Origin of the sequence: Pollutibacter soli, assembly GCA_029269725.1 — a bacterium.
GTDB lineage: Bacteria > Bacteroidota > Bacteroidia > Chitinophagales > Chitinophagaceae > Pollutibacter > Pollutibacter soli.
In genome coordinates, this window is record JARJHS010000004.1 from 305,751 (window position 1) to 331,493 (window position 25,743).

A 25,743-nucleotide genomic window follows, 5' to 3' on the forward strand; every position below is an offset into this window, starting at 1 on the left:
ATCTGTACTGAAACAACATAATGAGAAAAATCTACCTGTTGTGCGTAATGTTGATCTGCAGTTTTCAAGCTGCAATCAGTCAGTATTATAACCTCACCTTTCGCAATTTCACCAGCAGCAACGGACTCAGTCAAAGTGAAGTAGAAACAGTTACGGAAGACAAGTACGGATTTATCTGGATTGGTACCCGCTTTGGCCTTACCAGGTATGATGGTAAAGAATTCCGCACTTTTTATCATCGGATCAATGACCCCGCAAGTATGGGTGAAAATATTGTTACAGGCATCCGGACAGATAGTAAAGGTGAACTCTGGCTGACATTGTACAATTCAGGTTTAAGCCGGATGAATTCATTGAATTTCACTTTCACAAATTATCATGCTGAACCTGGTAAAAATTCTCTTCTCAGCGAAAAAGTAAACGTTCTCGAAATTGATAGGCTCGATAGGGTTTGGGTAGGTACTGAATCAGGATTATCTGTGTTCGATCCGAAAACCGGTAAGTTCACAAACATTACTACACTTCCTGGGAATGCTGTAAACGGATTCTGGGTTTCTGCGATAAAGATGGATTCATTGGGAAATCTCTGGATCGGAACTAAAGACCATGGTATTTTCAAAACGACAAACGATCAGTTGACCTTGCAGGTTGTAGAGCCCGGTTTCAAACCCGGTTCAATAAATGATATTGACTTTGACACGACAGGACAAGTCTGGATTGCTACGGATGCTGGTCCCAATATTCTTTTTGAATCGACGGAAGAGAATAAATATATTCAGACTAAACCTCCGATTGCTATACAGAATCTCGTGATCAAAGCCATGCAGATCGACAGCAGGGGAAATATATGGATGGCAACAAAGAGTAATGGTCTGCGGATATTTTTTACCAAAGAAGGATTTCTTGAAAGATTGCAGGAAAATTTTGCATCATCCAGGGGATTGCTGAGTAACAGGCTGACTTGTATTTACCAGGACAGTCGTGGCGGAATTTGGATCGGGGGAGAAAACGGGTTGCAGAATTTTTATAACGATGCACAGAAATTCAACATTTATCCGGGGCTCAGCAATGTTTCAGAAGAACTTCGCGGTGCATCAATTTATGGAATTTTTGAAGTAGACAATGATTTTCTGATGGCCACTTCGGGAGGGATAGTGATTTACAACAGGATAACCAATCATTTTGTTCCCGTAAGAAAATCAAAGGAGATAGAAAATACGGCTATTCGTTACCGTTCTTTTAGTCGTGAAGCGGACGACAAGTGGTGGGTTTCTTCTGATCATGGAATGTTTGAGTTGACTAGACATGGCTCCTATTTTGAATTAAAACGACCAAAAGAACTTGCAGGAAAAGTTGAGTTCAAACAACAGAGTTTTCGGAGTTATGTCAGATCAGGGCCGGATATCTTCTGGTTTGCCACCACCAATGACGGCCTGTTGAAATTCAATAAGTCAACGGCAGAAATTAAATGGTTCAGGCATAAAGATGGCGATCCGGCATCGATTGCTGATGAGGTAATTAACGTACTGACTACTGATCGTTCAGAAAATCTGCTGATCGGTCACGATGCAGGCTTTTCCGTGTTCGATAAAAACAATGAAACTTTTAAAAATTATCCGGACATAAAAAAGGATCCTGTTAACGGCATAAGCAACCGTTATGTATATGATCTGTATGATGACGGAAAAAAAATCTGGGTCGCCACTTATGGCGGTGGCTTGAATGAAGTTGATAAAGAAACCGGCAAGGTGAACTATTTCACATCGGCAAATGGCTTGTGTAATGATGCTATCTACAATATCGTTCCTGTTGGTGACAGCGAACTCTGGCTAAGTACAAACAAGGGATTGTCCCGATTCGATATAACGAAAAGAACATTTGTAAACTATAACCAGGATGATGGATTACCTGCGGATGAGTTTAATATGCTCTCCAAATTTGTGAACAGTGACGGCGAAATTTTCATGGCAACCATCAACGGCGTTGTGTCTTTTTTTCCGGACCAATTATCGCAAAGTCATTTTCAACCCAAAATCTATTTGGCTAAAATTCGTCTCAACGGAAAATTGTTATCGGACTCTGTAACGGGAATTGTCAACCGCGACCGCAATCTTACCACGAAATTTAATGAGGACGTCTACCTGGAATTCAGCCCGCTAACTTATACGGGTAACCGTCAGTTGTCAATAAAATATCAGTTGGGTAATGGATCGGATTGGAAGGAAGCGCAGGTAGGTACCTTACTTCCGTTGTTACGAACAGAACCCGGAAGCTATCAATTAAAAGTGGTCATGACAGACAACCAGAAGCAGGAATCCAATTCAGAGATCTGGTCGCTCAATCTTGTTGTGCTTCCGCCATATTATAAAACAGTCAGTTTCAGAATCAGCCTGATCGTATTGGGCCTGTTACTGAGTTTCTATATCATCAGAACCTATATCCAGCGACGACTCGAGAAACAAAGAATCGTTTTTGAAAAGGAACAGGCTGTTGAAAAAGAGCGTTCGAGGATTTCTGCTGAATTACATGATGATATCGGGGGAGGGCTGACTGCAATACGGTTGTTAAGTGAAATGAATAAGGATAAGAGCCAGGATGAAACCAGCCGGGCTTTTTTTGGAAAAATTTCTGCTTCGTCAAATGAACTTATTCAGAAAATGAATGAGATCGTCTGGGCTTTGAATGTGAATCATGATAACCTGCAAAGTCTCATTGCTTATACCAGGCAATATGCAGTGTCATACCTTGACGATTTCGAAATCCGCTGCGATGTAAAGCTTCCTGAGGACATTCCTGATTTACCTGTAACAGGCAATAAAAGGCGAAATGTTTTCCTGCTGGTAAAAGAGGCATTGAATAATATTGCCAAACATGCGCAGGCGACAACTGTTCATGTACTCATTTCCATCAGTGAGAAGCTTCACATTGAGATCAGCGACAACGGTCGTGGTGTTGATCTTACCCAGCTTAAAGCAGGCAGTCACGGTCTTTCGAATATGCGTAAGCGTGTTGATAATCTTAACGGATGGTTAAGTATCGTAAATAAAAATGGAACCACGGTAGTCATTGATATTCCATTAAAGGACCTGACGGATATTTCCGGCACATAAAAAAGCCCCTCACAATGTGAAGGGCTGGTTTTTTTCCCGATCCGAATTTATTAAGGTACTACAAGTCTGAAACCATTTCCGTGAATATTCACGATCTCGATCTGGGTGTCATCCTTGAGATATTTTCTCAACTTAGCGATGTACACGTCCATACTTCTCCCGTTGAAGTATGTATCGCTACCCCAGATTTTCTTCAATGCGATTTCCCTGGGTAGCAAATCATTTTTGTATTCGCTAAGCATTTTGAGCAACTCGTTTTCTTTTGGCGAGAGCGTCTGGGTTTTTCCACCATGTGAGAGCTCGCGAAGTTTTGGATTGAAATGGTATTGACCCAGGTCATATTCCACATTCGCAGCCTCTTTATTCAATTCCTCATTTCTTTTGAGGATCGCTTTAATTTTCAGCAACAGTACTTCACTGTCGAAAGGTTTTGTGATATAGTCATCTGCCCCAAGCTTATACCCCTGGATAATATCTTCTTTCATTGTTTTTGCCGATAGAAAGAAAAGAGGAATATCAGGATTGATATCGCGGATATCTTCTGCCAGGGTAAAACCATCTACATGCGGCATCATCACATCAAGCAAACAGAGATCAAATTTCTCCCGCTGAAATGCAGCCAGTCCAAGTCTTCCATCCCTCTCAAGCGTTACATCATAGTCGTTTAGTTCCAGATAATTCTTCAATACCATTCCCAAATTGGTATCGTCTTCGCAGAGGAGAATTTTGGGTTTGGTGATAACTTCTGTAGACATGCTTTAGATTTTAAAACAATTAACAATAAATCGTGTGAATGCTATATAGCCGCGTCAATAAAATTTTGTTAAACAAAAACTCAAGGAAGCGACCTATTAAAGCTATATAAAATAACTGTACCGTAATTTTGATAGATAAAATAAGTGCAAATATGCAGGTGACTTCAGGTAATACCTTCAAAAAACTGATTGTTATAGGCGATCGCGTTTTAATACGCCCATCAAAGCCAAATGAAAAAACTGAAAGTGGACTTTACCTTCCACCCGGGGTGCAGGAGAAAGAAAAAGTTCAGCAGGGTTATGTAATCAAGACAGGACCGGGTTATGCTATACCTATGCCTGTAGACGACGAGCCCTGGAAATCAGAAGAAGAGCAGGTCAAATATGTACCATTGCAGGCACGCGAAGGTGACCTTGCTATTTTTCTTCTCAGTGGTGTAACTGAAATAATGTATGAGGGTGAAAAATATTTTATCGCGCCTCAGAGTGCCATATTGATGCTGGAGAGAGAAGAGGATCTGTAAATTGAACGGGTTTTGGTTTTTAATAACTATCTTCTTGTTGTTGATTTTTCTACTCAGTTTTCACGATAAATCTCAAAAATTTTATGGCTGACAGCGAAGCTTTTAAGAAAATCGTTGACGATGGATACGCATTCAAAGGTCCTGCATTCAGATTAGGTGTTGCCATGCTTGACGGCAAAGTGGTACCGCAGACTTTTATTTCCATTCCCCTGAAAACATTGAACAGGCATGGACTCATTGCAGGTGCTACCGGTACCGGTAAAACGAAAACATTGCAGGTTCTTGCAGAAGGTTTAAGTAATGCTAGTGTGCCGGTTTTAATGATGGACATAAAAGGCGATCTGAGTGGAGTTGCAGCTCCAGGTTCGATGAACCCAAAAGTGCAGGAAAGAGCGGACCAGACAGGTACGACTTTCGAACCGGGGAAATTCCCCGTTGAATTATTAAGTCTGAGCAATGAACCAGGCGCAAGATTAAGGAGTACTGTGATTGAATTTGGTCCGGTTCTCATTGCCAAGATTCTTGGCCTTAATGAGACACAGGAAGGAGTTGTGTCCATGATCTTTAAATATTGTGATGATAAAAAAATCCCGCTTCTTGATCTCAAAGACCTGATAAAAATTCTTCAGTATGCTGCAAATGAAGGCAAGAAAGAGATGGAGGCTGAATATGGAAAGATATCGACCACATCTACAGGAACGATATTGCGGAAAGTAATTGAATTGCAGCAGCAGGGAGCGGATTTGTTTTTTGGTGAACCTTCCTTTGATATCAATGACCTGATGAGGATTGGACCGGATGGAAAAGGGATGATCAGCATAGTCAGGGTAACGGATATGCAGAACCGACCAAAACTGTTTTCGACTTTTATGCTGGGCTTACTGGCCGAGCTTTTTGCTGATATGCCTGAAGAAGGTGATATGGAACAGCCCAAGCTGGTCATTTTTATTGATGAGGCACACCTGATATTCCAGGAAGCAACACCGGCTTTGCTGCAACAGATTGAAATGGTGGTGAAACTTATCCGTTCGAAAGGAGTGGGAATATTCTTCTGTACCCAGAATCCACAGGATATACCCGCTTCGGTATTAAGCCAGCTGGGTCTGAAGGTTCAGCATGCATTGCGTGCATTCACAGCTGCTGATCGCAAAACCATTAAACAGGCGGCGGAAAACTTTCCGGAAACGAAATTTTATGAAGTAGATAAGATACTAACGGAGATGGGTATCGGGGAAGCGCTGGTTACTTTACTGAACGAGAAAGGGATCCCTACTCCTCTTGTACATACCTATCTCGTGGCTCCGGCCACCAGGATGGATACGCTCACAGAAGAAGAAATCAGCCGTCTTATCAGCCAATCCAGGCTCGTTAGCAAGTACAATACGCCCGTGGATAATGAAAGTGCCTACGAGATATTGACAGCAAAACTGGAGGAAGCGGCCCGGGAAAGTGCCAGGGCTGCTACTGAAAAAGCGGAAGCTAAAGAAGCTGCCAAAACCAGCCGGCCAAAAAAGGAAGAAAGCATCCTGGATAACACGATCGTGAAGCAGGCAGGCCGGACTGCAGCGTCAATTTTGACCCGGACTTTACTCGGCGCCCTCGGATTAGGTGCTACGAGGAGAAGAAAAAAAGGCATTTTCGGCTGAATATCAAAGAAATACCCAGATGCCGTTATTTCTTAATATGTAAATTTTCCGTTAGTTTTCAACCAGTTACGTTTTGACACCATAAATAGTTAAAAAAATACCACGAATGGGGTATAGGTTATATAAAGAATGGCCTTATCTTTACCCCGGTTTTTCATAGGATATTGGATTTTAAAAACGGGCTGGATTTCTATCCTGGCCCTTTTTTTTTGCCTTCAATTCTTCCCAGCGAATCTACCCTGATCTTTTTCTCAGCCTCCCATAGCGAAATCACCTCCATCACTTTTTCGGACTTAAACTGCGGGATCGCTTTTAGGATATCCTTTACCGTCAGGTTGCTAATGGCAAGTTGTGTGAGTATGGCATTTTCAATTACCTCGAACTCGGACCTGGACATTTCCTTCTTCTTCCTGTTGATGCAGTTGTCGCAGATACCGCATTTTTTTATTTTTTCATCACCAAAATATCGACCAACAAAAACAGCCCGGCATTCCTGCGTTTCGGTATAGCGGATCATTTCGGTTACTCGTTGTATATAGGCTTCCTTGCGTTGCTGGTAGGATTTGAGGTCGATCGTAAGATCGTTGATACTGACACGGTCTGTAAGTAGCCGGATTTGTGGTTTTTCCTTTTGAGGACTGTATCGTATGATGCCTGCATTTGCCAGGTAGGTCAGCAGTGCTGAAATTTCATTTTTTTCAATGAAGAGAATTTTTGAAAGCTGTTTTTCTGAAATCGACGTCGGAAAATCAATAATTCCGCCATAGGTCCGGAGCAATGCTTTAACAAGGTCATCCAGTTTTTCGGAAGATTCAGACACCTGTTCAAGTTGTTCCCGGGTTGTTGTAAAGCATACGGTAGATGGTTGAAATACCTGCTCCTGGTAAGATAATATACCTGACTGCTGAAGCGCCTGAAATGAATAGATCACCTGCTTTGTTTCCAGTTTAAATGCCTGTATGAACTCGCTGAACTCCATATCATAATTTATTTCAGCACCACTATTTACGGGGATCTGCAGGTAATTGCAAAGTGAATCATAAACCTTTCTGATTGTTTCCATTGCAGGATACCTGTCGTCTGCATGCCTGAGCAACTCTTCTTTTTCCCCGGGTTTTGAAATCAGAACGGCATAGGCTTTTTTTTGATCCCGGCCTGCCCGACCTGCTTCCTGGTAATAATTTTCAAGGCAGTCGGGTGAATCCAGGTGCACCACCAGACGGACATCGGGTTTGTCAATACCCATACCAAAGGCATTGGTGCTGACCATTACCCGTACTTCATTTTTAATCCATTGTTCCTGGATTTTTTTCCTTGTGGCAGTATCGAGACCCGCATGATAAAATGCAGCACTTATATTTTCGCGGGCCAGAAGTTCGTAAACATCTTTTGTTCTTTTACGCGACCTGGTATAAACGATCGCTGTGCCTTCAACTTTTTTAACGACATCAACAAGTTTACTATATCCCGAGTCGACCATGAATCGCGAGTAAGAAAGATTTGCCCTTTCAAAAGACTGCCTGAATGTAGTGGCATTTTCCATCAGGAGCTTTTCCAGGATATCAGCCTGTACTTCCGCAGTAGCCGAAGCCGTTAGTGCTAATACCGGAATATCCGGTTTTTCTTTTCTTAGTTCTGCTATATCTAAGTAGCTCGGTCGGAAATCATACCCCCATTGTGAAATGCAGTGTGCTTCATCGACAGCAACGAGGTTCAAAGGCATCGCGGGAAGATATTCCCTGAACAATGCAGTTTTCAATCTTTCCGGAGAAACATAGAGAAATTTGCACTGGTTGTGAATGACCTTTTCCAGTACATTTTTTAAATCGTGGAAGGCCATTCCGGTATGTAGAGCCTCGGCAGGAATATTTCTTTTCCGAAGTTGATGAACCTGGTCCTGCATCAATGCTACCAGCGGTGTGACCACTATGCAAATGCCTTCCATCGCTATCGCAGGAACCTGGAAACAAAGCGATTTGCCACCGCCGGTGGGGAGTATCGCTAATGCATCGTTGCCGGATATCACTTCATTCATGATGTCCTGCTGCAAAGGACGAAAAGATTCATAACCCCAATATTCCTTTAAAACTTTATGTAAATCCATAGCCGCCTATGCTCTCTAAAATACAGCAGCAAATCAGTTTAAACTTGTTTATTTTCCCGCCGTCAGCGTTTTAATTCACCTTTTTTACGAATAATCTTACAGAGTTAATGGCGAGAACAACATCACTCAGGCCCATGACCAGTGCACTGAATGCAGGCGTGAGAAATCCCAGTGCCGCGACGGGAATGGCAACGATGTTATAGATAAAAGCCCAGAAAAGATTCTGGCGAATGGTTAAAGATGTATGTTTTCCTAATCCCAGGGCCAAGGGCAGATTTTTCAATCCCTGATTCATCAGGATAACCTGCGCCTGCTGCACGGCCAGCTGAGAAGCCTCACTTAAGGATATTCCAATAGTCGCTTTTGCCAATGCAGGTGCGTCATTGATGCCGTCTCCGACCATTGCAGTGGGCATCTGTTTACTCAGGGCAGCAATTTTTTCCAGTTTCTGATCAGGACTTTGCTCTGCATAAACTTCGTCAATTCCCAGCTCTTTTGCTACGATGTTGGATTTTTGTACAGTATCACCACTCAGCAGAATAGTTTTTACACCGCTCTTCCGGAGGTATCGGACAACATCTTTTGCTTCTGGTCTCAATTCATCCTCCACATCAATCCAACCCAATAGCAGGCCGTTTTTCAACAGATAGACATTGTGCGTCAAATCTGGTGTAAGACCTGTAGCAATTTTATGGGAACCGATCCAATAGTTATTTCCTTGTGCATCTTCTGCTCTAATCCCAACACCCTTTTCCTCGGCAATTTTTTTCCAGCGGATTTCTTTCTTTGACTTAAACGCTTTCACAATACCAGCGGCGACAGGATGTGCTGCATATTTTTCCAAGGACCAGGCTATGGCCTTGAATTCTTCCGGGTCATTTGCAATATCATGAAAAGATGCCACTCTGAAATTTCCTGTAGTAAGCGTTCCTGTTTTATCAAACACTACCTGGCGAATTGTTTTGAAAATATCAAGTGTTGTGGTATTACGGAAAAGGACACCCGATCTGGCCGCACGACCAAGACCAACAGCAAGCGCTGCAGGAGTTGCAAGACCCATGGCGCATGGACAAGCAATTACCAATACTGCAATGCTCCTCATTAATGATGGCGTAAACTCACCAAGAAAAAACCAGTTGGCTATTAATGTAACCAGCGCAATGCCAATAACCAGCGGAACAAAGATTCCACTGATCTTATCGGCAAGCTGTTGAACCGGTGGCTTTTCGTTTTGCGCTTTCCTGATCAGGTGGAGTATTCCCGAAAGAACGGTATCATCTCCTGCAGCAGTTACCTGTGCACGAACTGTTCCCGACTCAATTAAAGTTCCCCCGGTCAGTTTATCCTTTGCCTGCTTGAAGACAGGCATACTTTCACCTGTGAGTAATGATTCATTTACCTGTGCATCGCCCCATAAAATTTTAACATCAGCAGGAACCTGCTCACCATTTTTTATTAAAACAAGATCACCGGTTTTAAGGTGGGTACTTTCAATCGGTAAAATCACTTCCTGGTGATCACCATCAAACGCAATCATGTTCGCCATCACCTTTTGTGAACCTGCCAGCTTTTTCAATGCACGTTGCGTCGATTGAACAGTCGCATCTTCCAGATAATTTCCAAGGAAAACCAGCGTGATAATTGTTGCAGTAGTTTCATAAAACTGAAAGTCGGGACCCAGGTTGAATATTGTTCCTGTAAGACTATATACAAATGCTGCTGCAGAACCCAGAGTGACGAGTACATTCATATTCGGCACACCGTTACGAAGACTTTTCACAGCGCTGGTGCCAAAATATTTCATGCCTACTACAAACACAGGCAGACTGAGTACCAGCTGCACCCAGGGATTCATCAGCCAATGCAGGGGGATCCATTTCTCCAGCATGTGCAGCATCAAAACAAGCATGAAAGGAAGGCAGAAAAGAAAACGACCCAGATGTGTGTCGAGTAGTCTTTTTGATTTTTTCTGCTGATCATCCGCTGATTGCACTACCGAATATCCAAGACCTTCAATGCCACGGATGAGCTGATCTTTCAGAGCCGGGTCGTTCGTTTCAAAACTCACATCGCCATCAAGAGGATTGACCCTGATATTTTTCTGCCCCTGGTTCTCCAGAAATTTATTGATGGTCAGGGCGCAGTGCGAACAGGTCATTCCTTCTATCTTCCATTGAACCGTTTGCATTTTGCAAATTTACGAGGAAACGTGGAACGTAGAACGTTCAACGTTCTACGTCCAACCTGTATCTTTGCCCGCATTGATGGAATGGACATTTTCACTAAAGGAAATCAGTAGAGTTGCTTCAGAATTTCTGCAGCACACCCGTGATTACAAAGTCTTTGCATTGCATGGACAGATGGGTGCAGGTAAAACAACATTTGTGCACAGCATCTGCGATATTCTGAACGTGGACTCGGCTGTCGGAAGTCCGACTTTTTCTCTTGTGAACGAATATGATTACATGACAGAGGCAGGAGAAAAGCAGGTTTTTCATATTGATTTGTACAGGATCAAAGATGAAGAGGAAGCATTGCAGGCAGGAATTGAGGATTGTCTTTATTCCGGTGCAATGTGTTTTGTGGAGTGGCCGGAAAAAGCGCCAGGTATATTTCCTCCGCATACGGCTGATGTTTTTATTTCAGCAGAAAATGAAGGATTGCGAACCCTTAAATTGCAGTATCCGGAAGGGAATTTGTAAATTGACGCCACAATAAACCAGCATGTCTACAGGAAAGCCGTTTGTCAGTTCTTCCATAAGCTATGAAACACTTGAAGAAACGCTGGATGTTAAACCTCAGGGATCAAAATTATACGTAGGCATTCCCCGCGAAGAAGATTTCCAGGAAAACAGAATTGCATTGACTCCGGACGCGGTTGCGGTGTTGGTGAGCAATGGCCATCGGGTTGTAGTAGAGCAAAAAGCCGGAGAAGGAGCTCATTTTTCTGACAAAGAATATAGTGATGCAGGTGCGAAAATCGCCTATGAAAAAAAAGAAGTATTTGATACTGATCTTATTATAAAATCTGCTCCTGTCAGCGATGCTGATCTTGAATTTTTGAAAGTCAATCAAACCATTATCTCTCCCATACATCTCCCGGTGATGAAAACACATATCCTGGAGAAAATGATGGAGAAAAGAATAACGGCACTCTCTTTCGAAAATCTGAAAGACGATTCAGGTCATAACCCCATCGTAAGGAGTATGAGTGAAATCGCAGGCAGTGCGGTTATGCTGATTGCGGGTCAGTATCTTGGCAGCTTCAATAAAGGAAAGGGAGTTCTGCTCGGAGGGATATCGGGTATCCCGCCGACAAAAGTAATCATCATCGGCGCGGGAATTGTTGGTGAGTATGCGGCGAGAACAGCACTTGCTGTTGGAGGAAGCGTTAAAATTTTTGACAACAATATTTATCGCCTGAAACGTGTACAAAATAATATGGGTGCGCGTTTATGGACTTCTGTAATCGAACCGAAAATACTCGCTAAACAATTGAAGACCTGTGATGTTGCCGTTGGGGCTCTTTCATCTTCAGGCGGAAGAACACCAATTGTTGTAACGGAAGAGATGGTTGCGGCTATGCGCCCGGGGAGTGTAATTGTTGATGTGAGTATTGATCGCGGTGGATGTTTTGAAACTTCTGAAATCACTTCGCATGAGCAGCCGGTGATCACCAAGTATGGTGTAATTCACTACTGCGTACCCAATATACCGTCTGGTTTTGCGCGTACTGCATCACAGGCGGTAAGTAATGTTCTTATGCCTTTATTGCTGGAAATCGGTGATGAAGGCGGACTCGAAAAACTGGTATGGCATAAGTTCAATATCAGAACGGGTATTTATCTTTTTAAAGGCTCATTGACAAATATTCATCTGAGCCAGCGTTTCAATCTGAAATACACAGACCTTAATCTTTTGATCGCCAGTCAGCGTTAACGAATTTGCAGCAGACTTCCGGTTAATGTGTGAAACAAAATTGATCCGTTCAATTTTACCTATTTTAGACCCTTATTTTTTACAAAAAGAAGAATTAATGAAAGCGATTATTCCAGTCGCAGGAGCCGGAACCAAGCTGAGGCCGCATACTTATACGCAGCCGAAGGCACTGATACCTCTGGCCGGAAAAACAATTCTGAGCATCATTATAGATCAGCTGCAGGAAGCTGGTATTAATCAATATGTACTTGTGGTCGGATACTTAGGCGATAAAATCCAGGATTATGTACGTCTGAATTATCCTCATCTCGATTTTCACTTCATACACCAGAACGACAGGCATGGCCTGGGGCATGCAATTTACCTGACCCGCGAGTATGTTGCCAATGACGAGGTTTTTATTGTTTTGGGTGATACCATCTGTGAGTACGACGTAAATGATTTTATTACAAGAGAAGGCTCACAACTGGGAGTTAAAAAAGTGGATGATCCCAGGAATTTTGGCGTTGCTGAAATTGATGAGAATTCAGTGATCACACGGGTTGTAGAAAAGCCACAGATTCCGAAATCCAATATGGCCATTGTCGGGATCTATAAAATAAAAGAGACGGAGCTTCTTTTTAATTGCCTGGAAAATAATCTTCGTGATGGCATTAAAAGTTATGATGAGTATAGTCTGACGGATGCGTTGGAATGCATGATTAAAGCCGGCGCGGATATCCGTTCGTTCAAAGTAAAAAACTGGTTTGATTGCGGAAGGAAAGAAACCCTGCTCGAAAGCAATGCCACCCTGCTTAAAAAATTTGGCGGTTCTATTTCTGAGGATCACCAGTTTGAAAATACCATCATTATTCCTCCGGTGAGTATTGCCCCGGGATGTGATATTCAGAATTCGATCATTGGACCGAACGTAGCGATAGGTGAAAGAACATATATCAATTATTCTATCGTCAGGGATTCGATCATCGGTTCTTTTTCCAGATTATTTGATGTCGTCCTTCACGATTCCCTGATCGGAAGTGATACTGAAATCAAAGGAGAGACCCGGACACTGAATATAGGCGACAACACAGAGATAGATCTGGGCTGAGTTTTTGGTATTGCAGGCTCATTTACCAGCCTTTTACATTTTTTTCCATTTTTGCTGTATGGAAATCCGGCAAAATAACATCTAAACAATCCGGTCAGTTATGCCAGCATTTGTAAACCGTGTTACCGGTTTATTTGGAATCGAATATCCGATCGTTCAGGCAGGTATGGTGTGGGCCAGCGGATGGGAACTCGCCAGTGCGGTCAGTAATGCAGGTGGACTAGGAATTATAGGTTCCGGCAGTATGTACCCTGAAGTCCTGCGCCAGCACATCCGGAAATGTAGAAATGCTACCAGTAAACCCTTTGGCGTCAATATTCCGCTACTCTATCCCGAAATTGAAAAGCACATCAATATTGTAATTGAGGAGGGGGTAAAAATTATTTTTACTTCTGCCGGTAACCCAAACAACTGGACAGGCGTACTAAAGAAGGCCGGTGTTGTTGTAGTTCATGTGATTGGCAGTACAAAATTCGCGGTAAAGGCTGAAAGTGCCGGATGTGATGCAGTGGTGGCAGAAGGATTCGAAGCAGGCGGTCATAACGGAAGGGAAGAAACCACCACAATGGTTTTGGTACCAATGGTAAAAGATAAGGTAAAAATTCCCGTTATAGCTGCCGGTGGAATCGCAACGGGTCGGCAGATGCTTGCGGCCATGGTTTTAGGAGCAGAAGGGGTGCAGGTGGGGAGTCGTTTTGTGGCGAGTGAAGAGGCTTCTGTTCATATTAATTTTAAAAATGTTGTGTTAAATGCAACAGAGGGTGATACGGTATTGTCCTTAAAAAAGATAGTGCCGGTTCGATTGCTGAAAAACGGCTTCGCGGCATTGGTGGCAGAAGCGGAAGCGAGGGGGGCAGATGCCGGTGAACTGCTGGAATTACTCGGGAAAGGAAGAGCGAAAAGGGGTATGTTTGAAGGTGATCTCCAGCATGGGGAATTGGAAATAGGCCAGGTGAGTGCGATGTTGAATGACATATTACCTGCGGGTCAGATCGTTCGTAATCTATGGGATGAATTTAAAACTGCTTTAGAACAACCACTTTCAAATTATTAACTGATCGGTATGAAATGGACCAAAACCATCCTGACGCTGCTCTTTGCAGGTGCTGGCTTTATAGCCCAGGCAAACACAAATCCGGGCGATAAAAACACTCCCGTTGAACCAGAAGATGTATACGGAAGTGTAGTTCATGCCGGTAAAGACAAACCTTTAAAAGATGTCATCATCACTGCTTTTCTTTTAAACAAAAAAGAAAAAGTTGCTGTATCCAATGTCGATGGAGAATATGGATTAGATAATCTCACTCCCGGAACGTATAAGCTGGTGTTTGAAAAGGATGGTTATCGTAAAGTGGTAAAAGATAAAGTGATCATCAAACCCAATAGCGGTATCGAATTAAATGTTGAAATGGAATATAAAGGCTACGAATTAAGTCCTTCTCCTTTTCATTTTATTGAGCTTTAAATACAGAAGACCTAACAGGTTTGCGAAACCTGTTAGGTCTGAAAACATGCATAGAAAAACCCTCCGTCTGGAGGGTTTTCTTTTACAAAGTTGACTCGTGAGGTAAGCACATAGCCACTTTGTTTTCGTCTGGGTATGGATCAAACGTCACGCTCATGCGCGACCGACAGGTACTGTCTATTAATGTTTAATCAGTTTGATAATTTTCTGGTTAGTTCCCGACTCAACTTTAAAGAAGTAGATTCCTCTTGCAAGATTTCCCAGGTTGTCGAGCCTTTGCAGGTTGCTGCCCTTTTCAAGGATCAGCTTGCGGCCGTAGACTTTGTTTCCAAGGGTATTAGTAATCGTAATCATCACTTCCGCTTTTTCAGGCATTATTATTTCTGCCCTGATTGAGTTAGTGAACGGATTATCATTTGTTTGAACTGCAAATGTACTTTCAACAACGTTGAGAACGATCAACTTGCTATAGGTAACTTTTCCACCGGTAGTTAACAGACGAAGTCTGTAATAAGTTATACCTGTGCTGATCTGTGGATCCGTTAAATCATATGTATTTCTTGAACCTTCCTGGTATTTTCCTTCACTCGTACCGGCAGCTGCGAAATGTACGCCATCCGAACTTTTTTCTACCGTGTATGAAATGAATTCATTTTCCTTATCTGTTATCCATTTCAATCTTGCACCATCATCACCCCGGCTGACATTCCATGCCACCAGGTCGACTGGTAATACAGAACATTTAATGATGTTGAGTGTCGTGTAATCTGATCCGCTTGCAGAAGAACAACTCGCAGATGAAAGATTACCGGAAGTGGTGGCCACGACAAGCCTGTACCTGTGTCCACTATCAGCAGACGTTGCAATAAAGGGAGGATAGTTTACAGAATAAACATACTGGCCGCCTGTAAGCGTTGGGGTACCTGTGCCACTTACCCCCGCATCGACCCAGGTTGCGCCTGCATTGGTGCTGCGTTGCCATTTGTAAAAAGTATAGTTGTTGAAATAGGACTGAACTGTTGCTCCGAAATTGGCAACGTTATCTGCACATGTCGTATACATCGGCAATGGGTTCACCACAAGGTTTGGCAAACAGGTAGCCACTGAAATATCATCCAGCGCCCAGTCATTTCCGCCGCCGCCAGGTGCATTATTGATGAGTTTAAGATCAATTGTGCCGGTAGGACCGGTGCGAAACGTAAAACCCTTTTTTACCCACTGGCCTGTGTATTCTATGTTTCCTGTTGTATAGTAGTCAACGCCATTAACTTCGAATGTGATATTGGGCTTTACACCGGAAGAGTCGCCTGCTTTTGTGGGGATGTATCTTGCCGGTATGGTACTCGTATTGGTGGCACTTTTTCCATTGGAATCACAGCCGCATTTTGAGCAGATGTTCCTGATCCAGCAGGAAATTTCATAGTAGGTGTTAGGGCACAATCCGGAGATCGAATGCTGAAACGCAGAATCAATTCTATAGGCTGCGTTTACTACCAGCATATATCCGCCATTGTTGTTATTTACGGTATCTGCCGCAGGATTGCCTAACAGAGGATTAGCTGCTCCTGTATGGTCGCCAATGATATCCCACAGGCTGAAAACGCGATGACTAGGCGAACTGTTGTCAGGTTTTGCCCATCCGTTGCTGGTAGAGTAATTGACACGTGTGGATGTATTGTTTGCAATGCCATACATATAATCGTTTGGGGTAGCAGTATTAAAAACAGTGTAAGTATAATTTGGGGGAACGTTGGAAGACGCAATGCGGTTACGTGGTTTTCCTGTACCGAATGTACCGTTGAATTCGGTTCCCAATGTATTTGCACCTACTAAATTCGGGCACATACCGATGTTCGTATAGACTGCCAGTGAGTTCGCTGGAAAAGTATGTGTCTGCAGTGAAGTTGTTCCCGCTTTATAGGTCATCTGGCCGCCGCCGATATTAATAATACTACCGAGAGGGGCATTTACTCTGACCCTGAAAGAAGCAACCATAATACATGAGTTGCCACCAAATGACGGCTTGTGGGTATTACGGATCCTTCCCCTGCGTGATCTTGTGGCAGGGCTTTCAGTTTGATTGTATCCGAGGTTGATCCGGATGCTCGTTCCACTGATCCAGCCTTCATCATCGTTGATTGCATCAGTAAACTGCTTGTAGATTTTTCCCTCGTTTGTGAGAACGCGGATGGTACCTGGCAGGAACGTCGTGCCTGACGGAATAACATCATAATAAGCACAACTGTCGAATACCCCGACGCGAACGACAAAAGTCGCACGAATTTCGAGGGTATCACCTGGTTCTATAGTTCCACCGTTAAGGCCTTTGGTAATATTAGCATAACTCTTACCAAAATCCACAGACTGCGAGTATCCGTTACCGTGAACCGCAATCAACGGGATAATGAAATATAAAAACTTTTTGAGTAAATATCTTTTCATGGGACAGGAGGATTATCTTTTTCAATGGTTTGGATTGCACGATAAAAGTAAGTTCGGTGTACCGATAATGCAATCGTATTTCTACAGTCGTGGATTAATTTATTTTGAGCTCATTCTTAAAGTATAATTTCCTGAAAATCAACCAGGGTTGGGTTTATACATTTTCGACAAATGGATATCAGTTTGTGTGCTTTGATATTTTTGCAGGAATAGTAAGGTGATTCACAGTTTTAAATCACCAATCAGGGTGTGAAACAATTACCACCATAGGAAATCTACGGCTCTGATATACTGTATAATAAAGCAGATACTTTTTCAAAATTCATTCCGTTTTCAAAACCGATCCAAACCCTATATCCGATGAGATTACTCGTTCTTTCACTTCTCATTGCACTATTTTCTGTGCATGAAATAAGAGGCCAGGGTGAACCATTTTCGTTTACGGAAATAAACCTTAAACCTGCAAATCCGAACAAGTACAGACTTGCGCACCCGTTCGAGATCATCTACGGGCCGGATGATCATTTGTATATCACGGAAAAAGTTGGTCGCGTTGTTCGCGTTAATCCTGTTACAGGATTGAGGCAGATCATTCTTGATCATCGTGCCAGTACCTTCATCACATCACATTCTTCTTTCAGTATCAGCCAGGATGGAATGATGGGAATGGCATTACATCCTGCATTCGGCACAGGTACAAGCCAGGATTTTATTTATATCGCGTACACCTACAGTGCGGGTAATGCGCGGATTTCCAGGTTCAATTATACAGGTGGTGCTTCACCGGTATTAAATAATGAGACAGTGCTGATCCAGGGAATTCCTGCAAATAATGATCATAGTTCAGGCAGGTTGATTTTCGGTGCTGATAGTCTTCTTTATTATAGCTGCGGTGACCTTGGCGCTAACCAGTTTGGCAACAGGTGTGCTGAAATAAGGTCGCAGAAATTACCATCAGCTGCGAATATATCTTCGGCTAATTATTCCCGTTACTCCGGGAAAATTTTAAGGATCAACCGTGATGGATCAATCCCTTCCACCAATCCCTACTTTGCCGGTGTTCAAAGTCATATTTTCACAATAGGACATCGCAACTCCCAGGGATTGGTAACACAAAAAGCCCCGACTGATGGTACACAGTACCCGGTTCCCTATCCCGGTGGAAAAATATTCAACAGCGAGCATGGTCCACGCACAGATGATGAAATCAACGAGATCATTGGTGGAAGAAATTATGGATGGCCATACATAGCAGGATATCTCGATAATATCAATTACAGCTATATCATCTGGGCGACATCTGCAAACTGCGCATCAACCGGTTATACGGAGAATGCAATTCCATCTGGTGCAATGATCAGGCAGGAGTCAGATAGTGTTCTGACAAATTTTCAACCGCCGATGTCTACACTATACACTGTTTGTAATCCGCTTCCTCTGTCGAAATGTAATGCCAGTGGAACAGATTGGATGAAATATGCGACGATTGCACCGGCCAGTATTGATTATTATGCAAACAGCAATGGTCTTGCAATTCCTGACTGGTATCCGTCATTGCTGGTTCCAACATTAAGAAGGGGTGTGTTGTACAGGTATAAAATGAATGCGACATCAAGTGGTTTTGACAGCGATTCAATACCTTACTTCAGAACGGCTAACCGTTACCGTGATATAGCCATAAGCAGGGACGGATTACGTATTTATATAATTACAGACAGTGTTGGTACTACATCGGGTCCGAGTGGTACAGGAACAACATCCCTGGCAAACCCTGGAGCTATTCTTGAATTTATGTATACAGGAACTTTATTGCCCGTCGATGAAAATAAACCCGGTGCAAAACCGGTTAAAAAAGATGGCTTGCGTGTGTTTCCTAACCCTGCCAGCAATTTCATCCAGGTACAATTTGCCGACCAGCTATTTTCCCGTCATACCAGGTATATTTTATTTGATATGAGTGGAAGAAAAATTATGGAAGGAACAAATACAGCTAAAGACTTTAAGATCAATACAAGAAATATTAAAAGTGGTGTTTACCTATTGAAAATTCACGATGGTCGAGGGTTGGAAGTTGCCAGCGAAAAAATTATGATACAGCAATAAATATTACATGTTTTAAGTTTAATACCAGATTCTTTTTTCTCTTGTTGTAGTTGGTTTTACAAGCAAAAGTAACCCGCCATAGCTTAAAAGCCTGAGCGGGTTTACTTTTTAATCTATTATCATGAATTTACGGATAGTCGTTTTGCCATCAGCAATGATTCTTACATAATACACTCCGGATGCAAACGATTTTGTTTCAAAATTGTACCTGCCGTTGGCAACCGCTTCATGAATTGTTTTTCCTTCTTTATTAATGATCTGCAATCTGTATCGACTGGTTGAATTACCAGTGATTGCAAGAAGGCTGCCTCGCTTAACAGGGACCGGATAAATTCTCAAAGTCTTATCCGCATTCTCGGTTTCTCTTAATTCAGAAACTGCGCCTGCTGTTGTCATTATCCTTGAGCCTGAATTCACATTCACGGCAAAATTGTCAACGATACAACCCGTCGGATCAGTCACTGTGTAAGTTGTATTTGAAGACGGACTAACAGTAATACTTCTTCCACTTGCGCCATTTGACCATTGGTAGTTCCCGATCCAGGATGCAGTCAACGTTGTGGAAGAACCTGAGGAAATATTTACCGTAGTATTTTTTCCTGCGTTCTTCATCATAGTAAAATTATCGGCGATTTGTCCATCTCTCCTGATGAATTTTGCATCGAGGCGATTGTTCTCTACTTCGAAATAGAACATGCCACCGTCGTCAATGGAAAACGGCATGGCGTTATGCGGGTAACCGTTTTGAATTCCACCATCTGCGCCTGATGAACCCGCAACCACATAAACAGTTCCATGATTGACCTGGCCAGTTGATGTTATGTATGGGCAGGAATTATTTGTTCCATCATATTTTCCACTCGAGCTGGTTACTCCATGAGTGCCTACATCAAAGGAGCTTTCATTGCCAAAATGATTCCTCATCAGGTATGACCTTTCATAGTCGTGACTATGACCGGTGATGACAAGGTCAACTCCATATCTTTCAAAAATCCTGATCAGGTTTTCACGGATCTTGATCATTTCATAATCATTATCTGAGCTATGACTTCCCATTGAATACGGCGGATGATGGAAGAACACCACAGTCCACATGCTGGAATTGGCTGCAAGATCATTTTTAAGCCATGTAGCCTGTGGCCCGGTGGTATCAAATACCATGTACCAATCTTCTCGTCCGTATGAATCTAGGCTCAGGAAATGCACATTACCCCAGTTGAAAGAATAATATGATTCTGTTCCTGATGGAACACCCCCGCTTTCTCCGTTCGTTGGCATTGAGAATGCCTGGAAATACGCATGATCGCGTGATTGTTGAGCAACACCATCATAATCGTGGTTTCCCGGAGATGGGAACACGATATGATTCTTCAGAATATTTGAGCTGTAAACATTGAAGAAGTTCGTTGTATACTCTGCTTCTGTTCCGTTTGAATAAGCGTTGTCACCCAATAATAACATCAGGTCGGCAGGGTTGCTTCCAACATAATTCTGGTATGCACTTAAACTTCCTGACTGGAATCCGTTTTCATTTCTTCCGCAGTCCCCGAATGCAGCGAATCCAATCTTTCTGGAAGTCGATGGAGAAGGTGCCGTTCTGAAATAATTGGATGTACCAGATTGTAATGTTTGCGATGAGGATCCGAAGCTGTAATAATATTTGGTATCCGGGGTCAGTCCGGTAATGCGCACTTCATGTTCCGTTGTTTGCGTATTGTTTGTTGCAGACAACGTATAGTTACCCTGTGAAGTGCCCACACTGATTTTTGAATCAGTTGCAACATCTGAGCGCCAGCGCAAAGTCACAGCAGTTCCACTACCCATCTGCAGGTATGGCCCGCGAACGATCTGTGCTGAGGCGTTAGATCCTGAAGCATTTCCAATCAATTGAAGATCAAAGGACATATCAGAGCTGACATTATCTGACTGGTGAATTTCAACTGCAATCACGTTTGTTCCATTGACGAATGCACTACTCGGGAGTATAGTTGTCTGCAATGTAGCTCCATCATCCGATGCAAACTGGCTTGCAGGAGTGGTGTAACTGATCGTACCGGAAGGCATGTTTGTCCGGAACACTTCTGTTCCGTTTACGTAAACTACTGCGCCGTCATCACGTTTGACACCCAGTGAAAATCCCCCGAAAGACGATGGGTTGTTAATCGTAACTGATTTCCTGAAATAAGTGGTGATGTATTTATTATTTGAATTAGGTCCAAAACTCACTACGGTTCCCTCATCCCCATCGCCGTATCCAAGCTCAGCATTTCCGTTGGCCCAGCTTTGGTCGTCGAATGAAGTCCCCCTCCAGGAAGTGCCCTGGTTTGATCCGTTGTCAAGGTATTTCCAGGATGACTTGAGTGCGATAAATGTTGTTGTCTGAGAACCTCCGGAACCCTGGTTCACATTGATAGTCACATCATCAAATGCGGTGGCAAGACTGTTATCCGTTATGGTTAACCGGAATACATAAGTACCTGCAACAAGCCCTGTGATATTTGTATTTGGTGAAGTTGGGTTTACAATGCTATATGTCGAAGGGCCGGATAATTTGCTCCATGAATAACCTGAAATCAATCCGTCAGGATCATAGGAACTGCTTCCAATCATCATGACCGAACTGGTGGGAAGAGAAATGGTTTGATCATCACCAGCTAACGCATTGGGAGATTGATTTGGTCCAATCGCACCACTGGAGATGATTTCAATAGCGCAAATCTTAGCGTTATCCTTCAGCGTTGCGAAATTAATGGTGAAGAATCCGTCATTTACATTGATATTATTAAACTGTTCAATTTTCGCCAGGTTCTTTCCACCGGCCTGAACATAGATATCATAATTCGACAATGAAGCCTGGCCATTCTCAATGTTTACATTAAAGAGCCTGGAATTTGCTTCTGAGAAATTTGTTTCCGCGAAATGCAGTTTCAATGTATAACTACCGACCGGCACAGGAATACTATAGGACATATTTCCAGCTCTTTCACTCTGGTATATCGCATCATTGGTCGTGTTGAGGATTTCATTATCAGTGAAATAGTCAAAACCACCGGTATAATATTGATCCGCTGTCCATGTTTCTGCGCCAAATACAACTGTGCCTCCACCTGTATTTATCCTCAAATGCGTGTTGTTCGAGGGTTGCGGCTGTATAGTAAAGCTGAATTCATCTTCCACCGGTAACCCTTCAGCATCTGTAGCTTTGACTTTGATGTTGGTAGTTCCCGACTGGCCAGTACCTAACGTCAGGTTTAGCGTGGATCCTGAAATTGATGCGTTGGTAACAATGGCTGTATTTGTATTGCCGCTGACTGAAAGTATCAGATTGTTGAAGCCGTTGTTGTCAGAGAAGACATTTGCCAGGTTTACCGAAGCTGATGCTGTATTGTATGCAACAGATTGATCAGGAATAGGGGACGAAACTACCGGTGCCGTGTTTGATGGAGGATTACTGCTCGATATAACTTCTATACCTGAAACCTTGGCATTGTCTTTAACACTGGTGAAACTGATATTAAGGTTGCCATCAGTAACATTGATATTATTGAAGGTTTCAACTTTGGCAGTGTTGCCTCCACCAGCGGCCAGGTACACATCGTAGCTGGATAAGCTTGCCTGTCCGTTTTCAATATTGACATTGAATAACCTGCTGTTGGACGAAGTGAAATAGATTTCTGCGAAATGCAGCCTGACGGTATAGCTGCCACTTGGTACAGGAATACTATAACTGTGATTACCGAATCTCTCCGATTGGTAAAGCGCATCATTTGTAGTATTGGCAATTGCATTGCTGGTACCGTATCCTGATCCGTTGGTGTAATAAGTATCGGCAATCCAGGTCTCTGATCCAAATGTAATAGAACTTGCACTGCCACAATTAATGCGGATCTGTGTTGCCGGAGTCGCATTCACCTGTACAATAAATTCATCTTCAACCGCCAAACCTCCTGCATCAGTCGCTTTCACTTTAATAGTTGATGATCCGGTTTGTCCGCTGGCTATCGCAAGATTAAGTGTAGAGCCATTGATTAATGCTGATGTGATCAGCGCTGTATTGGAGTTGCCGGTAATGGATATCGTAAGATTGGCAAAACCATTATTATCCGCGAACACACTGCTCAATGGAATCGCAAGACCAGCTGTATTGATAGCTACACTCTGATCCGCTATCGGATTGGTGATGGTTGGTGGTGTGTTTGCTGCCGGTGCCTGGATGGTAAATACAAACTCATCTTCCACCAGCAAACCTTCAGCATCAGTCGCTTTTACTTTGACATTTGAAGAACCTGTTTGGCCTGCTCCCAGGGTAAGATTAAGCGTTGAGCCGGAAATCGCAGTATTTGTTATGATTGCTGTATTTGAATTGCCACTGACCGATAACGTTAGGTTACTGAAACCGTTGTTATCGGCAAAGACACCTGAAAGACTAATGGAAGCAGTAGGCGTATTATAGGCAACACTCTGATCAGCGATTGGCGATGAAACGGTAGGCGGCGTATTCGCGGCCGGTGCACTTGAAATTACTTCGATACCTGAAACTTTCGCGTTGTCTTTTACATTGGTAAAGCTGATGTTGAGATTACCGTCTGTAACATTGATGTTGTTAAAGGTTTCAACCTTCGCAGTATTGGTTCCTCCGGCTTGTAAATACACATCGTAACTACTCAGACCCGCCTGCCCATTTTCAATATTGACATTGAACAGCCTGCTGTTTGCCGATGTGAAATAAATTTCTGCGAAATGGAGTTTCACAGTGTAAGTACCGCTGGGTACAGGAATGGTGTAGCTGTGATTACCAAATCTTTCTGATTGGTAAAGCGCATCATTGGTAGTATTTGCAATTGCACTACTGGTGCCATAACCTGATCCATTGGTGTAATAGGTATCAGCGACCCAGGTTTCAGATCCAAACGTAATCGAACTGGCACTACCACTGTTAATGCGGATCTGTGTTGCCGGAGTTGCGTTCACCTGTACCACAAATTCATCTTCTACCTGTAATCCACCAGCATCAGTCGCTTTTACTCTGATCGTTGATGATCCCGTTTGTCCGGCGGCGATGGTGAGATTGAGCGTCGATGTATTAATTACTGCAGAGGTGATCAACGCCGTATTTGAATTTCCTGTGACGGATAGCGTTAGATTGGCGAAACCATTATTATCCGCGAACACATTGCTTAACGGAATAGCAAGGTTTGCTGTGTTGACAGCAACACTCTGATCGGCGATTGGATTGGAAACAGTCGGCGGTGTATTTGCTGCCGGAACCTGAATGGTAAATACAAACTCGTCTTCCACTAGCAATCCTTCGGCATCTGTAGCTTTTACTTTGATGTTGGAAGAACCGGATTGGCCTCCTCCCAGGGTGAGATTGAGTGTTGACCCTGAAATGGCGGCACTCGTAACAATAGTAGTATTTGAATTACCACTAACGGATAATACAAGGTTATTGAACCCGTTATTATCAGCAAAAACATTTGCCAGATTGATTGCCGCTGATGGCGTATTATAGGCAACACTTTGATCCGGAATAGGGGACGAAACTGTCGGTGCTGTATTTCCTTCGCCAGGTAGCACTTCGATGGCAGAAATCTTTGAATTGTCTTTTACATTGGTGAAACTGATGTTCAGATTGCCATCAGTAACATTTATATTATTGAAGGTTTCAACCTTGGCTATATTCTTTCCGCCTGCCTGCAAATAAACATCATAGCTGGATAAACTCGCCTGTCCGTTTTCGATATTTACATTAAACAACCTGCTGTTGGAAACTGAAAAATATATTTCTGCAAAATGCAGTTTCACAATATACATTCCATTGGTTACCGGAATACTGTAACTGTGATTACCAAACCTCTCAGTCTGATATAATGCATCACTGGTGGTGTTTGCAATTGCACTTGAAGTTGAATATCCACTTCCGTTGGTGAAATAAGTGTCAGCGAGCCATACCTCTCCACCAAATGTTTGAGATGTGCCGCCACAGTTAATTCTTACTGTCGAAAGAAAATAATTCTTCAGCGAGTTGTTTGTTTTAAGATCGATTGATCGCAAATTGGTGCGATCTGAAAATGACGACTCCGATTCATCTTCGCTGGAAATAAATGTATTAATTGTGTTTGCAACTAAGGGATTAATTACTCCGGTATCATAAAAAATCCGGAACGAACTAAACACAAATGCAAACACTAACAGAACAGATTGAAAAGATTGCTTCATAGATAAATGTCGGGTGAAACAGTAAACAAATCTTTTCAGAAGTACGCGGCAGGCTTTTAACTCGGTAGGATGTTGAAAAAGAGAAGTGAGGTAAAGATATTATAAAGACCGGTATTTCGGAATTTATTCAAACTCTTATTTATACATAAAGCTTATCAGTGTTATCGATTTGATCAAGCAAAAAATTCAGTTTGCTCAAAGCCAGCCAGTTGCGATTTTAATCATTTTTACTGCCGGCTAAATCGTTGTTTTGGACGGTTTCTGATCACCATCAAAAATCTTCGAATTTTTGCGATGATTTTTTTCCGTTGAACTTAAATGTTTGAAATTCAGGTAAGAATTTTAA

At 42.8% G+C, this 25,743-nt stretch carries 14 protein-coding genes; 9 read left to right on the forward strand and 5 right to left on the reverse strand.

The window, feature by feature from the left end:
* Window positions 1-20: 20 nt before the first annotated feature.
* Complete coding sequence (locus tag P2W82_RS12315) at window positions 21-3,110, forward strand: two-component regulator propeller domain-containing protein (protein WP_336516192.1); 3,090 nt, start codon at window positions 21-23, stop codon at window positions 3,108-3,110.
* 50 nt (window positions 3,111-3,160) lie between these two features.
* On the opposite strand, the gene P2W82_RS12320 is transcribed toward P2W82_RS12315, so the two are convergent.
* Entirely contained in the window at window positions 3,161-3,865 is a 705-nt protein-coding gene (locus tag P2W82_RS12320) for a response regulator transcription factor (RefSeq protein ID WP_336516193.1), read from the reverse strand.
* 152 nt (window positions 3,866-4,017) lie between these two features.
* Between P2W82_RS12320 and P2W82_RS12325 the strand changes: the two genes are divergently transcribed.
* Window positions 4,018-4,389 (forward strand): co-chaperone GroES, encoded by a 372-nt coding sequence (locus tag P2W82_RS12325; protein WP_336516194.1) that lies wholly within the window; start codon window positions 4,018-4,020, stop codon window positions 4,387-4,389.
* Window positions 4,390-4,472: 83 nt separating this feature from the next.
* Window positions 4,473-6,035 carry a helicase HerA-like domain-containing protein gene (locus P2W82_RS12330; protein ID WP_336516195.1) on the forward strand — a complete coding sequence of 521 codons (1,563 nt, stop codon included), beginning with the start codon at window positions 4,473-4,475 and terminating at the stop codon, window positions 6,033-6,035.
* Window positions 6,036-6,225: 190 nt separating this feature from the next.
* Here the strand turns inward: P2W82_RS12330 and P2W82_RS12335 are convergent, their stop codons facing one another.
* Together P2W82_RS12335 and P2W82_RS12340 are read right to left on the reverse strand one after the other, a co-directional pair.
* Entirely contained in the window at window positions 6,226-8,139 is a 1,914-nt protein-coding gene (locus tag P2W82_RS12335; protein WP_336516196.1) for a RecQ family ATP-dependent DNA helicase, read from the reverse strand.
* Window positions 8,140-8,209: 70 nt separating this feature from the next.
* On the reverse strand, window positions 8,210-10,327 hold the full coding sequence (locus P2W82_RS12340) for a heavy metal translocating P-type ATPase (RefSeq protein ID WP_336516197.1): 2,118 nt from the start codon (window positions 10,325-10,327) through the stop codon (window positions 8,210-8,212).
* Window positions 10,328-10,391: 64 nt separating this feature from the next.
* On the opposite strand from P2W82_RS12340, the gene tsaE reads away from it, so the two are divergent.
* From tsaE to P2W82_RS12365, 5 genes are all read left to right on the forward strand, one after another.
* A complete protein-coding gene (gene tsaE / locus P2W82_RS12345) occupies window positions 10,392-10,841 on the forward strand; it encodes a tRNA (adenosine(37)-N6)-threonylcarbamoyltransferase complex ATPase subunit type 1 TsaE (RefSeq protein ID WP_336516198.1) in 450 nt (149 codons plus the stop codon).
* 22 nt (window positions 10,842-10,863) lie between these two features.
* A complete protein-coding gene (locus P2W82_RS12350) occupies window positions 10,864-12,078 on the forward strand; it encodes an alanine dehydrogenase (protein WP_336516199.1) in 1,215 nt (404 codons plus the stop codon).
* A 97-nt stretch (window positions 12,079-12,175) separates the two neighbouring features.
* A complete protein-coding gene (locus P2W82_RS12355) occupies window positions 12,176-13,168 on the forward strand; it encodes a sugar phosphate nucleotidyltransferase (protein ID WP_336516200.1) in 993 nt (330 codons plus the stop codon).
* A gap of 100 nt (window positions 13,169-13,268) precedes the next feature.
* Window positions 13,269-14,222 (forward strand): NAD(P)H-dependent flavin oxidoreductase, encoded by a 954-nt coding sequence (locus P2W82_RS12360; protein WP_336516201.1) that lies wholly within the window; start codon window positions 13,269-13,271, stop codon window positions 14,220-14,222.
* 9 nt (window positions 14,223-14,231) lie between these two features.
* Window positions 14,232-14,633 carry a carboxypeptidase-like regulatory domain-containing protein gene (locus P2W82_RS12365; RefSeq protein ID WP_336516202.1) on the forward strand — a complete coding sequence of 134 codons (402 nt, stop codon included), beginning with the start codon at window positions 14,232-14,234 and terminating at the stop codon, window positions 14,631-14,633.
* A 180-nt stretch (window positions 14,634-14,813) separates the two neighbouring features.
* On the opposite strand, the gene P2W82_RS12370 is transcribed toward P2W82_RS12365, so the two are convergent.
* Window positions 14,814-17,075 (reverse strand): T9SS type A sorting domain-containing protein, encoded by a 2,262-nt coding sequence (locus P2W82_RS12370; RefSeq protein WP_336516203.1) that lies wholly within the window; start codon window positions 17,073-17,075, stop codon window positions 14,814-14,816.
* A gap of 360 nt (window positions 17,076-17,435) precedes the next feature.
* On the opposite strand from P2W82_RS12370, the gene P2W82_RS12375 reads away from it, so the two are divergent.
* Window positions 17,436-19,178 (forward strand): PQQ-dependent sugar dehydrogenase, encoded by a 1,743-nt coding sequence (locus P2W82_RS12375; protein ID WP_336516204.1) that lies wholly within the window; start codon window positions 17,436-17,438, stop codon window positions 19,176-19,178.
* A gap of 108 nt (window positions 19,179-19,286) precedes the next feature.
* On the opposite strand, the gene P2W82_RS12380 is transcribed toward P2W82_RS12375, so the two are convergent.
* Window positions 19,287-25,397 carry a malectin domain-containing carbohydrate-binding protein gene (locus tag P2W82_RS12380; RefSeq protein ID WP_336516205.1) on the reverse strand — a complete coding sequence of 2,037 codons (6,111 nt, stop codon included), beginning with the start codon at window positions 25,395-25,397 and terminating at the stop codon, window positions 19,287-19,289.
* Window positions 25,398-25,743 lie beyond the last annotated feature (346 nt).